Consider the following 13,133-nt stretch of genomic DNA (forward strand, 5'->3'; position numbering starts at 1 on the left):
GTGCCGCATTCGGTGTTCTCAGGTGCAGGGATTAGACTTCGCCGCGGTCTGTACAGGACGTGAGAATCCGCCTCCGCTCCGGCACCCCACGTGCCGGGCAGGTGGCCAATGGGAAGGTTCAGTAACCGTGTATTACGCAGCAGCGGGCGGCGGGGCCGGCAGCTTTACGCCGATCCTGATGATCGCCCTGCTCTTCGGTGTCATGTACTTCATGATGATCCGACCCCAGCAGAAGCGCCGCCGCGAGGCGGAGTCGATGCAGTCCAACCTCGGCCCCGGCGACGAGGTTGTGACCATCGGCGGGCTCTACGGCACCGTCACCGGCATCGAGGACGACAGTGTCCTGCTCGAGGTCGCTCCGGGCGTGCAGACCCGGTACGCCCGGCCGGCCATCGCCCGGGTGATCACCCGCGCGGAGCTGCCGAGCGAGCCGGTCACCGAGGACGCGGACTCCACCAAGGAGTGATCCTTCCTCCGGGGGCGGGTCCGGCGTACGGCCGGTCGACCAGTCCCCGGGGCCACCGCGCCCGATGGGGCAGCGGACGCGACGTGAAAACTGGATAGTTGGGTCGACGCCGGGCATCGGCACGTCCCCGTGACCGTCGGCGTCTCGCGTCGGCGCGTCCGGCCATCGTGTCGGCACCTCGCCGGCCCAGGTCAGACCCGTCGACCGGGACCCCCGGCCCGACACCCGCCGCCGCCGCGCGCAGCGGCGCGACCGTACAGGGAGACAGGACAACCGTGGCACCACCTCAGGGACAGATGCGGCCCGGCCGGCAGCTCGCCGTGCTCGGGTTCATCTTCGTCGTCCTCTACCTTTTGGTGTTCTTCGCGGGCGGCGCCAGCGGCAGCTTCAAGGACCGGCTCGAGCCTCGGCTCGGCCTGGACCTGATCGGCGGCACCCGGATGACGCTGGAGGCGACCAACAGCGTTGATGGCAAGCCCCCGACGGCAGAAAACCTCGAGGAGGCCCGCCAGATCATCGAGAGCCGGGTCAACGCGTTCGGCGTGGCCGAGGCCGAGGTGGTCACCGAGGGCAACCGGAACATCGTCATCTCCCTGCCCGGTGAAAACCGGGACCTCACCGACGTGGGCAGCGCCGCCGAGCTGCGCTTCCGCAAGGTGCTCAAGGCCGCCGACGGCAGCGGGACGGCCGCCGTGCCGCCGCCGGCCGCCACGCCCGTCCCGTCGGGCAGCGCCAGCCCCGCGCCATCCGGCAGCGCGTTGCCGACCCCGTCCGGCAGCGCCGCGCCGCAGGTGACCACGTCACCCAGCGGTGGGCAGGGCGGGATGGCCCCGGCGCCCAGCGCCAGCGCCACGCCGTCCCCCGCCACATCGGCCTCGCCGAGTGCCGCCGCGCCGTCGCCGAGCGCCAGCGAGGAGCCGGTGCCGGCCAGCATCGAGGAGCAGCGCAAGGCCGTCGAGCAGAAGGTCGGCGCCGCCTCGTGGCAGGCCGCCAACGGCTTGCAGGCCCCCGCCGACCTGACTGCCGACCCGTCGCTGGCCGACAAGCTCAAGCCGTTCGGCACGCTGTCGCCGCAAGAGGTGGCCGTCCTGCCGGCGCAGATGCAGTTCAACGTGCCGACGATCGGCTGCGCGCAGCTCGACAAGCGCCCGCCGGCGTCGATCTCCGACCCGAAGCAGCAGGTCGTCTCCTGCGAGGACGGCGCTTCGAAGTACCTGCTCGACCAGGGCAAGGTGCTGGGCACCGACGTGTCCGACGCCGACGCGGTGCTCGACCAAGCCAGCTCCTGGGTGGTCAGCCTGGACTTCACCGGTGACGGCCAGGGCAAGTGGACCGCTCTTACCCGTGAGGCGTTCAACAACGAGGGCCAGGCCTGCGACGCGACCGCGCTGGGTCAGGACGGCAAGTGCCGGGTGGCCGTCGTGCTGGACAACGAGATCGTCTCCTCGCCGGAGATCCAGGGCGTGCTGACCGGCAACTCCCAGATCACCGGCAACTTCACCCAGAAGGACGCCAGCACGCTCGCCGGCCAGCTGCGCTTCGGCGCGCTGCCGGTGACCTTCGAGCAGCAGGAGCGGCAGAACGTCACCGCCACCCTGGGCGCCAGCCACCTGCGGGCGGGTCTGCTCGCGGCCGGCATCGGCATGCTGCTGGTCATCATCTACGCGTTCTTCTACTACCGGCTGCTCGGCTCGGTCATCTTCCTGAGCCTGATCCTCTCGGCGCTGCTCGTGTTCGGTGCGCTGGTGGTGCTCGGCCGGCAGATCGGCTTCACGCTCACCCTCGCCGGCATCGCCGGCATGATCGTCTCGCTCGGCGTGGCGGCGGACTCGTTCGTCATCTACTTCGAGCGACTAAAGGACGAGATCCGGGAGGGGCGCAGTCCGCGCAGCGCGGTGCCCCGGGCCTGGATCCGGGCCCGTAAGACGATCATCTCGGCCAACGCGATCACCCTGCTCTCCGCGGTGGTGCTCTACGTGGTCTCGGTCGGCACGGTCAAGGGTTTCGCCTTCGCCCTCGGCCTGGCCACCGTGCTGGACCTGGTCGTGGTCTTCCTCTTCCGGCACCCGATCATGACGATGTTCGCCCGGACCCGGGCGTTCCTGTCCCCGCGGGTCAGCGGTCTGGGCCGGGCACTTCCGGCCCGCAGCCAGCAGACTCAGCCCCGCAACCCGCGCGCCAAGGAGGCCTGAGATGGCTCAGAACGGTCTGGCGAGCCGCCTCTACAACGGCGAGGCCGGTCTCAACGTCGTCGGCCGGCGCAAGCTCTGGTTCGGCGTCGCCGGGATCCTGATCCTGATCGCGATCCTCAGCTTCTCGATCCGTGGGTTCAGCCTCGGCATCGAGTTCGCCGGTGGTAACTCGTTCCAGGTGCCGGCCAGCGTCGGCACCCTGGAGCAGGCCGAGGAGGAGGTCAACTCGGCTCTCGCCGCCGAAAACACCGGTATCGAGGTGGCCACCGCGCAGAAGGTCGGCGGCCCCGGCGGCGACTCCTACGAGCTGCGCACCGGGCAGCTCAGCGCCGAGCAGGCCAACGCGGTGCAGACGCGCATCGCGCAGGACTTCGGCATCAACGTCAACCAGGTCAGCGGCAACCAGGTCAGCGAGGCGTGGGGCAGCCAGGTCACCGAGCGGGCCGTCCTCGGCCTGGTCATCTTCATCGCGCTGGTGATGGTCTACCTGATCCTGCGCTTCGAGTGGCGGATGGCGGTCGCCGCCGTCTCCTCGCTGTTCATGAACCTGATCCTCACCGCCGGCATCTACTCGCTGGTCGGCTTCGAGGTCACCCCGTCGACGATCATCGGTTTCCTCACGATCCTGGGCTTCGCGCTCTACGACGTGGTGGTGGTCTTCGACAAGGTCCAGGAGAACACCCGGGGCATCACGGCCAACAACAACCAGACGTACTCCGAGGCGGCCAACCTGGCCGTCAACCAGAGCCTGATGCGGTCGTTGAACACCTCGGTGGTCGCCCTGCTGCCGGTCGGTGGTCTGCTCTTCATCGGTGCCGGCCTGCTCGGCGCCGGCACGCTGAAGGACCTCGGCCTGGTGCTGTTCGTCGGTATGGCGGTGGCGTTCGTGACCTCCATCCTGGTGGCCACGCCGCTGCTGGCGCTGCTGAAGAACTACGACCCGCGGATCCAGGCGCACAACAAGCGGGTGTTGGCCCGCCGGGGCGCGCTGGCCCGTGGCGAGGTCACCCCGAAGGGTGCCCCGAGCCCGGCCCAGGCCGACACGGCCGACGCCCAGCTCGACGCGGATTCCGCCGCGCTGGCCGGTGCCGCACCCAAGGTGGGCGCTCGGCCGGCCGGCAAGCGGCCGACCGGTGCCCGGGGCGGTCGCCCGGGTGGCGGCGGCAACCGGCCGGGTGGCGCCAAGCGGCGCTGACGGCCCCCGGGGCAGACCCGGGAGGAAACACCCGAACGGCGTCCGGCATGCTGTGCGAGCAGCATTGCCGGACGCCGTCGTCGTTGGAGAGGAAGCGGAACAGCCGTGACGGAGACCCACAGCACCGCGGCGCGCGGGGACAGCGGCCCGGAGGCCGCCCAGCTGATCGCCAGCCGGGTGCTGGATGTGCCCGACTTTCCCCAGCCCGGTGTCATGTTCAAGGACCTGATGCCGCTGTTCGCCGACGGCAAGGTGTTCCGCGAGGTGGTCGACGGGATCGTCGCGTACCACGGGCGGGATGGCTTCGACGTGGTGGTCGGCATCGAGGCGCGCGGGTTCGTCGTCGCGGCGGCCGTCGCGTACGCGGCCGGGGTGGGCGTGGTGCCGGTGCGCAAGGCCGGCAAGCTGCCCCGCCCGGCGCACTCGGTCTCCTACGCGCTGGAGTACGGCGAGGCCACCCTGGAAGTGCACGAGGACGCCTTCACCGCCGGGCACCGGGTGCTGGTGGTCGACGACGTGCTGGCCACCGGCGGCACCGCCGAGGCGACGCTGGACCTGGTCGAGCGGGCCGGGGGGACCGTCACCGGCTTCACTGTTCTGCTGGAGCTCGCTTTCCTGGGCGCCCGCGAGCGGCTGGCCCCGCGTCCCGTCCATGCCCTGCTGACCGTTTGAACAGCGACCCGTCGGGCGGACCGGGCGCCGACCGTCCGGCGGAGCGGCAGGGGACCGTCCGTGCGGGTAGCATTGCCCTTTGCTGACGCCGGCGGTACGCCGTCCGGCGGCGCGAGACCAGGCCGGCCGACGTACGGCCGGTGTGTTTCCGGCGAGCGGTGAGGAGGCCGGTGTCCCACGATGTCGTCCCTCCGGTGGAGGGCACGGTGCACCCGACAGGCGACGCTGACGGCTCGGTGACCGACCGGAACGGTGACGCGCCGGCCCGGGTGACGGGCACCGGTAACGGCTCAGGCAGGGCTCCGGCCGAGGGCACGGTGCTTCCGATCGGTGCCGTCGAGGCGTCCCCCGGTGCCGACGGTGTCGTGGTCCCGTTCCCGACCGATGCCGGCATCGACCCGTCGCCCAGCGGTGGTTTCGGGCTGTCCAACGCGCCCACCGGCCGCCGGGTCCGGGCCCGGCTGGCCCGGTTCAACGCGCCGTGGCAGACCTCGCAGGTCAGCGAGGTGCTGGAGCCGCTCATCGCGAGCCACCGGGTAAACCACCCCAAGGCCGACGCCCGGCTGCTCCAACGCGCCTTCGACACGGCCGCGCGATGGCACTCCGGGCAGTACCGCAAGTCCGGCGACCCGTACATCACGCACCCGCTCGCGGTGGCCACCATCCTGGGCAACCTGGGGATGGACACCACCACGCTGGTCGCCGCGCTGCTGCACGACACGATCGAGGACACCGAGTACACCCTCGACCAGATGCGCGCCGACTTCGGCGGCGAGGTCGCCCTGCTGGTCGACGGTGTCACCAAGCTGGACAAGGTCAAGCTGGGCGACGCGGCCAAGGCCGAGACGATCCGCAAGATGGTCGTGGCGATGGCCAAGGACCCGCGGGTGCTGGTGATCAAGCTGGCCGACCGGCTGCACAACATGCGCACCCTGACCTTCCTGCCCCGGCCCAAGCAGGAGCAGAAGGCCAAGGAGACGCTGGAGATCCTGGCCCCGCTGGCCCACCGGCTGGGTATGAACACCATCAAGTGGGAGCTGGAGGATCTCGCCTTCGGCACGCTGTTCCCGAAGCGGTACGAGGAGATCAACCGGCTGATCGGGGAGCACCAGCCGCAGCGTGAGGCACTGCTGCGGCAGGTGACCCAGAAGGTGCAGACCGACCTCAAGGCCGCGAAGATCAAGGCGGAGACGACCGGTCGGCCGAAGCACCTCTACTCGATCTACCAGAAGATGATCGTGCGGGGTCGCGACTTCAACGACATCTACGACCTGGTCGGGGTGCGGATCCTGGTCGACACAGTTCGGGACTGCTACGCGGCGCTGGGCGTGATCCACGCCAACTGGCAGCCGGTGCCGGGTCGGTTCAAGGACTACATCGCGATGCCCAAGTTCAACATGTACCAGTCGTTGCACACGACGGTCATCGGGCCCACCGGCAAGCCGGTGGAGATGCAGATCCGCACGTACGCGATGCACCGCACCGCTGAGTTCGGCATCGCCGCGCACTGGAAGTACAAGGAGCACAAGGGCACGCAGATCGTCGGCCCGCCGGCGCACATCGACGAGATGACCTGGCTGCGGCAGTTGCTGGACTGGCAGCGGGAGGCGGCCGACCCGAGCGAGTTCCTGGACGCGTTGCGCTTCGACCTGTCCAGCCAGGAGGTGTACGTCTTCACCCCGAAGGGTGACGTCATCCCGCTGCCGACGGGTTCGACGCCGGTGGACTTCGCGTACGCGGTGCACACCGAGGTCGGGCACAAGTGCATCGGGGCGCGGGTCAACGGCAAGTTGGTGCCGCTGGAGTCGACGCTGTCCAACGGCGACGTGATCGAGATCTTCACCTCGAAGTCCGAGACCGCCGGCCCGACTCAGGACTGGCTGGGCTTCGTCAAGAGCCCTCGCGCGCGTACGAAGATCCGGCAGTACTTCAACAAGGAGCGCCGCGAGGAGGCGATCGAGGCCGGCAAGGACGCGATCGTCAAGGCGATGCGCAAGCAGGGCATGCCGTTGCAGCGGATGCTCACCTCTGACGCGCTGATGTCGATCGCCCGGGACCTGCACCTCGCCGACGTGGCCTCGCTCTACGCGGCGGTCGGCGACAGCCAGGTCTCCGCGCAGTCGGTGGTGCAGAAGCTGATGGCCGCGTACGGCGGCGAGGAGGGCGCGGCGGAGGACATCGCCGAGACCGCCGTCGCCACCCGGCCGCCGCGCAGCCGGCAGAGCAGCAACGACCCGGGCGTGGTGGTCCGGGGCGTCAGCGACGTCTGGATCAAGCTGGCCCGCTGCTGCACCCCGGTCCCACCGGATTCGGTGTTCGGCTTCGTCACCCGCTCCGGCGGGGTGAGCGTGCACCGCGACGACTGCGCCAACGCCGAGGACCTGCGGGCCCAGAGCGAGCGGGTGGTCGAGGTCAGCTGGAAGCTCACCTCCGCTTCGACGTTCCTGGTGGCCATCCAGGTGGAGGCTCTGGACCGGCACAAGCTGCTGGCCGACGTCACCCGGGTGCTCTCCGACGAGCGGGTCAACATCCTTTCCGCCACCGTCACCACCACCCGGGACCGGGTGGCGGTGAGCCGGTTCAGCTTCGAGATGGCCGACCCGAAGCACCTGGGCCACCTGCTGGCCACGGTCCGCAAGGTCGACGGCGTCTTCGACGCGTACCGGGTCACCTCCGGCGCCTGACCGCGAGCCGCCGTCCCCGGGCGGCGCCGATCCCGGACACGACAGAGTTACCGGACACGACAGCGCCCGCCGGCTCAGCCGGCGGGCGCTTCGTCGTCTTCTCGGGCGTCAGCCCTGCGGCGCGCTCATGGCGAGGTCCTTGATGATGACCTCCTTCTTCGGGTGGCCACCGCCAGCCTGCTGGGCGAACGCCCCGTCGTCGCCGGTCTTGGCCACGTCCTTGACGATGTCCAGGCCACCGGTGACCGTGCCGAGCACGGTGTACGCCGGGTCCAGCGGCGAGTCGCCGTACACGATGAAGAACTGGCTGCCGGTGCTGCCCGGCTGGCCCGAGTTGGCCATCGCGATGACGCCCTCCGGGTACGGCGGACGCTTGTCGGTGGGCAGGTTCTCCTCGGGCAGCTTGTAGCTCGGGCCGCCCATGCCGTCGGTCTCCCGCCAGCCGTTGCCGGTGGCGCTCGGGTCACCGCACTGCAGCACCTTGATGCCCTCGGTCACCAGACGGTGGCACTTGGTGTTGTCGAAGAAGTTCTTCTCCGCGAGGTAGCTGAAGCTGCCCGCCGTGCACGGCACCAGCGACCGGTCGACCTTGGCGGTGATCGGGCCCAGGTTGGTGTCGATCGTCATGGTCTGCACGCCGGTGCCGGACTGCTGGTTGCTCGGCAGCCCCACGTCCTTGATCTGCGGGCTCCGCTGGTCCGCGGGCAGTTGGTTGTACACGCACTCGGACGCGCCGGGCGCCTGGGCGGCGGTGTCGGTCTTGTCGTCGTCACCGCCGAGGCTCATCGCCAACCAGACGGTGCCGGCGACCACGAGCACCAGCGCAGCGCCCGCGCCGATGATCGCCTGCGTCTGCCGGCGCTTGCGGGCCTTGGCCGAGCGCTCGGCCATCTCCTTCTCGAGCCGGGCGCGTGCCGCGGCGCGCTGCCGATCTCTGGTGGACGTCACGCCTGGATCCTCCTGGCTGTCTGCTGCTGGGTGCCGCTCGGGTGGGGTGGGGCGACCGGTCAGCCGGCACTCGGGCTGCTGGCCGGGGCGCCGGAGGCCGACGGCGACGGTGCCGCGGCGGTGACCGGCTCACCAACGGTGAGGCTCTGGATCACCACGTCGGTCTTGGGTTTGACCTGGGCCCCCGTCCCATTGTCCACGGTCGGCAGGGCACCGATCTTCTCCACCACGTCCAGCCCGCCGGTCACCCGGCCGATCACCGGGAACTTGGGGTCGGTGGTGGTGAAGTCCTTGAAGAAGATCAGGAACTGACTGCCGTCGCTGCCCGGCGGGTTGGAGATCATCGCCACGGTCCCCTTCGGGTACGTGGGCGGCTGGCCGGGCGCCGGGCTGGCCGACGGCGACGCCGACGGCACGGTCGGCACGTCCTCGTCGTAGAACGAGTAGGTCGGCCCGCCGAGGCCGGTGCCGCTGGGGTCACCGCAGCGCAGCGCGCCGTCGGCGGTGATCTCGTGGCACTTGGTGTTGTCGTAGAACGACCGGCTCGCCAGGTGGGTGATGCTCGCCGCGGCACACGGGGAGCTGGTCAGATCCAACTCCGCGGTGATCGGCGCGCCCTGGTTGGTGGTCACGGTCATCGCCCGGGTGCCGTCGGTGGGCAGGCCCTTGGTCTCCGGCGTGCCGACGTCCTTGAGGTTGGTGTTGGCCGTCGCGTCCTGCGGCGTCCAGAGGCAGATGTCCTCCGCGGCCGTGTTCTGCTTCGGGTCGGAGTCGAAGGCCCCGAGCGCCCAGGCCGAGCCGGCCACGATCAGCACGAGGACCACAGCGGCGCCGACACCGGCCTGGATCTGCCGACGGCGCCGCGTGGAGGCGGCTCGGCGGGCCAACTGCCGGTCGAGCTTGGCCCGCGCCAGTTTGCGCTGCCGGTCCCTGCTGGAAGCCACCCGTGCTCCCCTTCCTCTACCTGGTCGTCGCCGGCGGCCGGGCGTCCCGGCCCATCAGGCGTCACGTGTGCCGCGCCACACGCCCGCCAGAGTGTACGGCTAGCGACTGGGAATGTGGTGTACGAGGTCCACCCCGCCGCCAGCAGCCCTTATCGGGCGATGTCACTGTGCCCGGCGGGGCGGGAGGGACGGACGCGGCAAACCGGATCGCGTCGCCGGTTAGGCTGCTGGGCAGGACGACAGCTCGACGGAAAGGACAGCGCCAGTGCTCGTGGCCGGCTTTCCCGCGGACGCCTTCGGCACCAACTGCTATGTGGTGGCCACCGCGCCGGGGGAGCAGTGCGTGGTGGTCGACCCCGGCATCGGGGTGCTCGACCAGCTCGACGCGCTGCTCGCCGAGCACCGCCTGCATCCGGCCGCTGTGCTGCTCACCCACGGCCACCTCGATCACACCTTCTCGGTGGCGCCGGTCTGCGGTGCCCGCGGCATCACCGCGTACGTGCACCCCGGCGACCGGGAGATGCTGGCCGACCCGGCCAAGGGTCTCTCGACCGACCTGAGCTCGCTCTTCGGCGGCCGGTTGAGCTACACCGAGCCGGAGGACGTGGCCGAGCTGACCGACGGCGCGACCCTCACGCTGGCCGGTCTGGAGATCGCCGTCGACCATGCCCCGGGCCATACCGGCGGGTCGGTGCTGTTCCGGCTGCCCGGCGCCGGGTCGGGCTGGGAGGCCGGCGAGATCTGCCTCTCCGGCGACGTGCTCTTCGCCGGCTCGATCGGCCGCACCGACCTGCCCGGCGGCAGCATGCCGGCGATGCTCACCAGCCTGCGCGACAAGATCCTCCCGCTGGCCGACGACACCGTCGTCCTGCCCGGCCACGGCCCCAGCACCACCATCGGCCGTGAGCGCGCCAGCAACCCGTACCTCGTCGAGGTGGCTGGCACGTCGCCGGCCGCGCCCACCAGGGGCCTCTAAACCGTCGTCTGCGCCGTGCGGACCCACGGCGTCACCGCGCATTGCCGCGGAACCGCAAGGAGTACGTGATGAACAAGCCCACGCCCATCTCCGGCTTCCCCGAGTGGACGCCCGGCCAGCGGATGACCGAGCAGTTCGTGCTCGACCGGATCCGGGCCACCTTCGAGCTGTACGGCTTCGCCCCGCTGGAGACCCGCGCGGTGGAGCCGCTGGACCAGCTACTGCGCAAGGGGGAGACCTCCAAGGAGGTCTACGTGATCCGCCGGCTGCACGCCGACGCCGACGGTGCGGCCGGCGACGACCAGCTCGGCCTGCACTTCGATCTCACCGTGCCGTTCGCCCGGTACGTGCTGGAGAACGCCGGCAAGTTGGCCTTCCCGTTCCGCCGCTACCAGATCCAGAAGGTGTGGCGGGGTGAGCGGCCGCAGGAGGGGCGCTACCGGGAGTTCGTCCAGGCCGACATCGACATCGTCGACCGGGACACCCTGGCCCCGCACCACGAGGCGGAGATGCCACTGGTGATCGGGGACGCGCTGCGCGCGCTGCCAATCCCGCCGGTGACGATCCAGGTCAACAACCGCAAGATCTGCGAGGGCTTCTACCGGGGCATCGGGTTGACCGACCCGGAGGCGGCGCTGCGCGCGGTCGACAAGCTCGACAAGATCGGCCCGGCGAAGGTGGCCGAGCTGTTGGCCCAGACCGCCGGGGCGAGCGAGGCGCAGGCCAAGGCGTGCCTGGCGCTGGCCGAGATCTCCGCGCCGGACGCCTCGTTCGCCGACGCGGTGCGCGCGCTCGGGGTCGACGACCCCCTGCTGACCGAGGGCATCGAGGAGCTGGTCCGGGTGGTGGAGACCGCCGCCGAGCACTCGCCCGGCCTCTGCGTCGCGGACCTGCGCATCGCCCGGGGCCTGGACTACTACACCGGCACTGTCTACGAGACCCAGTTGCGCGGCTACGAGCGGTTCGGCTCGATCTGCTCCGGCGGCCGGTACGACAATCTGGCCAGCTCCGGTGCCACCTCGTACCCCGGGGTGGGGATCTCGATCGGGGTGACGCGGCTGCTCGGCCTGCTCTTCGGCGCGGGCGAGCTGTCGATCTCCCGAGAGGTGCCGACCGCTGTGCTGGTGGCGGTGACCAGCGAGGAGCGGCGTACGGCCAGCAACCGGGTGGCCGAGGCGCTGCGGCGGCGCGGGGTGCCGACCGAGGTGTCGCCGAGCGCGGCGAAGTTCGGCAAGCAGATCCGCTACGCCGAGCGGCGCGGCATCCCGTACGTCTGGTTCCCGGGGGCCGATGGCGCGCCGGACGAGGTGAAGGACATCCGCTCCGGCGAGCAGGTCACGGCTGCCGCGGGGGAGTGGATGCCGCCCCGGGAGGACCTCAAGCCGATGGTCAGCTGAATCTCACCACTGGCGCGTTCGGCCGCGGGGACCTACGGTAGCGTAAGTTACGCCACCGTAGGGAGTTTCTCGTGACCATGAGCACCACACTGAGCCAGACCGCTCTCCTCGTCGAGTTGGAGCCGGTGGTTGAGCGCAACCTCGACCGCCATCTCTCGCTGGCCAAGGAGTGGTTCCCGCACGAGTACGTGCCGTGGAGCGAAGGGCGTACCTTCGACGGGCCGCTCGGCGGTGAGGCGTGGTCGCCGACCGACTCCACCATCCCCGACGTGGCGCGCACCGCGCTGATCGTCAACCTGCTGACCGAGGACAACCTGCCCTCGTATCACCACGAGATCGCCACCCTGTTCGGCCGGGACGGCGCGTGGGGCACCTGGGTGCACCGGTGGACCGCGGAGGAGGGCCGGCACGGCACGGCGATCCGCGACTACCTGACGGTCAGCCGGGCGGTCGACCCGGTGGCGCTGGAGCGGGCCCGGATGACGCACATGGCCACCGGCTACGTCAACGTGCACGACGACGAGGTGCTGCACTCCCTGGCGTACGTCTCGTTCCAGGAGTTGGCCACCCGGATCTCGCACCGCAACACCGGCAAGGCCACCGGCGACCCCGCCTGCGAGGCACTGCTGGCCCGGGTTGCCGCCGACGAGAACCTGCACATGGTCTTCTACCGCAACCTGCTCGCCGCCTCGTTCGAGCTGGCCCCGAGCCAGGCCATGCGGGCCGTCGCGGACGTGGTGGCCGACTTCCAGATGCCGGGCAACGGCATCGACGGCTTCGCCCGCAAGTCGGTGGCGATCGCCCTGGCCGGCATCTACGACCTGCGCCAGCACCGCGACGAGGTGCTGATGCCGGTGCTGCGCCAGTGGGACGTGTTCAACGTGACCGGCCTGAACGCCGACGGCGAGGCCGCCCGCGAGCAGCTCGCCGCCCAACTCGACACCCTGCAGGTCGCCGCCACCCGCTTCGAGGAGAAGCGCGACGCCCGAGCCGCCCGCCTGGCCCTCCGCTAAATCCCCACCGCACCCCACCCGCGCTGCCCCACCCACGCGCCGACCTCGTTGGTCATGAGGTTGGCGGGCTGTTCGATCTCCCGATCACCCGTCAACCTCATGATCGACCTGGGTCAGGCGGGGGAGTCGGCGGGGATGGGGAAGAGGAGGCAGGTGCTGGTGGCGTGCGCGATGAGGCGGGAGCTGGCGTCGGTGAGGCGGGCCTCGGCCAGGGCGGTGCGGCGGCCGCGCTGGAGTACCGTGCCCTCGCAGCGCAGGATGCCGCTGTCGACGGTGACCGGTCGGAGGAACTTCACGTTCAGGTCCAGCGAGGTGTAGCCGATGCCGACGGGCAGCGTGGTGTGCACGGCGCACCCGGCGGCGGTGTCGAGCAGGGTGGAGATGACACCACCGTGGACGGTGCCGAGCGGGTTGTAGTGGAACTCCTGCGGGACCAGCTCGACGGCGACCCGTCCCTCGTCGGCCTCCATCCGGGCCATGTCGATCATGTGCATCACCGGCGGCGCGGCCAGCTCACCGGCGATCATCGCCCGGAGCAGGTCGAGGCCGCCGCGCTGACCGAGCTGCGCGGCGTTGGTCGCCGGATCCGACCAGGTGAAGGTACGGCTGCGCGTCGGCTCCTGCGTCTGTGTCATGGACGCAGCCT

General features: G+C 70.6%; 11 protein-coding genes. 8 read left to right on the forward strand and 3 right to left on the reverse strand.

Annotated elements, in window-relative coordinates:
- The first annotated feature begins 127 nt into the window (after positions 1-127).
- The 5 genes from yajC to ABZV00_RS14330 all read left to right on the forward strand — a co-directional run bounded on the left by yajC (position 128) and on the right by ABZV00_RS14330 (position 7,209).
- Complete coding sequence (gene yajC / locus ABZV00_RS14310) at positions 128-466, forward strand: preprotein translocase subunit YajC (RefSeq protein ID WP_355605724.1); 339 nt, start codon at positions 128-130, stop codon at positions 464-466.
- Positions 467-741: 275 nt separating this feature from the next.
- A complete protein-coding gene (gene secD, locus ABZV00_RS14315) occupies positions 742-2,658 on the forward strand; it encodes a protein translocase subunit SecD (RefSeq protein WP_355605727.1) in 1,917 nt (638 codons plus the stop codon).
- 1 nt (position 2,659) lies between these two features.
- Complete coding sequence (gene secF, locus ABZV00_RS14320) at positions 2,660-3,853, forward strand: protein translocase subunit SecF (RefSeq protein ID WP_355605730.1); 1,194 nt, start codon at positions 2,660-2,662, stop codon at positions 3,851-3,853.
- Between the two features lie 105 nt (positions 3,854-3,958).
- Positions 3,959-4,525, forward strand: coding sequence for an adenine phosphoribosyltransferase (locus tag ABZV00_RS14325; RefSeq protein WP_328413974.1), 567 nt, complete (start codon positions 3,959-3,961; stop codon positions 4,523-4,525).
- 194 nt (positions 4,526-4,719) lie between these two features.
- Entirely contained in the window at positions 4,720-7,209 is a 2,490-nt protein-coding gene (locus tag ABZV00_RS14330) for a bifunctional (p)ppGpp synthetase/guanosine-3',5'-bis(diphosphate) 3'-pyrophosphohydrolase (RefSeq protein WP_355605966.1), read from the forward strand.
- Between the two features lie 108 nt (positions 7,210-7,317).
- Here ABZV00_RS14330 and ABZV00_RS14335 read toward each other — a convergent pair whose 3' ends face one another.
- Together ABZV00_RS14335 and ABZV00_RS14340 are read right to left on the reverse strand one after the other, a co-directional pair.
- Positions 7,318-8,157 (reverse strand): peptidylprolyl isomerase, encoded by an 840-nt coding sequence (locus tag ABZV00_RS14335; RefSeq protein WP_328413975.1) that lies wholly within the window; start codon positions 8,155-8,157, stop codon positions 7,318-7,320.
- 59 nt (positions 8,158-8,216) lie between these two features.
- Complete coding sequence (locus ABZV00_RS14340; protein WP_355605734.1) at positions 8,217-9,101, reverse strand: peptidylprolyl isomerase; 885 nt, start codon at positions 9,099-9,101, stop codon at positions 8,217-8,219.
- Between the two features lie 265 nt (positions 9,102-9,366).
- Between ABZV00_RS14340 and ABZV00_RS14345 the strand changes: the two genes are divergently transcribed.
- The 3 genes from ABZV00_RS14345 to ABZV00_RS14355 all read left to right on the forward strand — a co-directional run bounded on the left by ABZV00_RS14345 (position 9,367) and on the right by ABZV00_RS14355 (position 12,487).
- Entirely contained in the window at positions 9,367-10,077 is a 711-nt protein-coding gene (locus ABZV00_RS14345) for an MBL fold metallo-hydrolase (RefSeq protein WP_355605737.1), read from the forward strand.
- Between the two features lie 68 nt (positions 10,078-10,145).
- Complete coding sequence (gene hisS, locus ABZV00_RS14350; RefSeq protein WP_328413980.1) at positions 10,146-11,474, forward strand: histidine--tRNA ligase; 1,329 nt, start codon at positions 10,146-10,148, stop codon at positions 11,472-11,474.
- 77 nt (positions 11,475-11,551) lie between these two features.
- Entirely contained in the window at positions 11,552-12,487 is a 936-nt protein-coding gene (locus ABZV00_RS14355) for an acyl-ACP desaturase (RefSeq protein ID WP_355605744.1), read from the forward strand.
- A 113-nt stretch (positions 12,488-12,600) separates the two neighbouring features.
- Here the strand turns inward: ABZV00_RS14355 and ABZV00_RS14360 are convergent, their stop codons facing one another.
- On the reverse strand, positions 12,601-13,122 hold the full coding sequence (locus tag ABZV00_RS14360) for a PaaI family thioesterase (RefSeq protein ID WP_355605747.1): 522 nt from the start codon (positions 13,120-13,122) through the stop codon (positions 12,601-12,603).
- Positions 13,123-13,133 lie beyond the last annotated feature (11 nt).

Source organism: Micromonospora sp. NPDC005173 (assembly GCF_040608515.1).
Taxonomy (GTDB): Bacteria; Actinomycetota; Actinomycetes; order Mycobacteriales; family Micromonosporaceae; genus Micromonospora.

Excerpts from the sequence above, each read along its gene's own strand:
- ABZV00_RS14360 (WP_355605747.1), bottom strand. The coding sequence starts at position 13,122 with ATGACACAGACGCAGGAGCCGACGCGCAGCCGTACCTTCACCTGGTCG.
- ABZV00_RS14355 (WP_355605744.1), top strand. The coding sequence starts at position 11,552 with ATGAGCACCACACTGAGCCAGACCGCTCTCCTCGTCGAGTTGGAGCCG.
- hisS (WP_328413980.1), top strand. The coding sequence starts at position 10,146 with ATGAACAAGCCCACGCCCATCTCCGGCTTCCCCGAGTGGACGCCCGGC.
- secF (WP_355605730.1), top strand. The coding sequence starts at position 2,660 with ATGGCTCAGAACGGTCTGGCGAGCCGCCTCTACAACGGCGAGGCCGGT.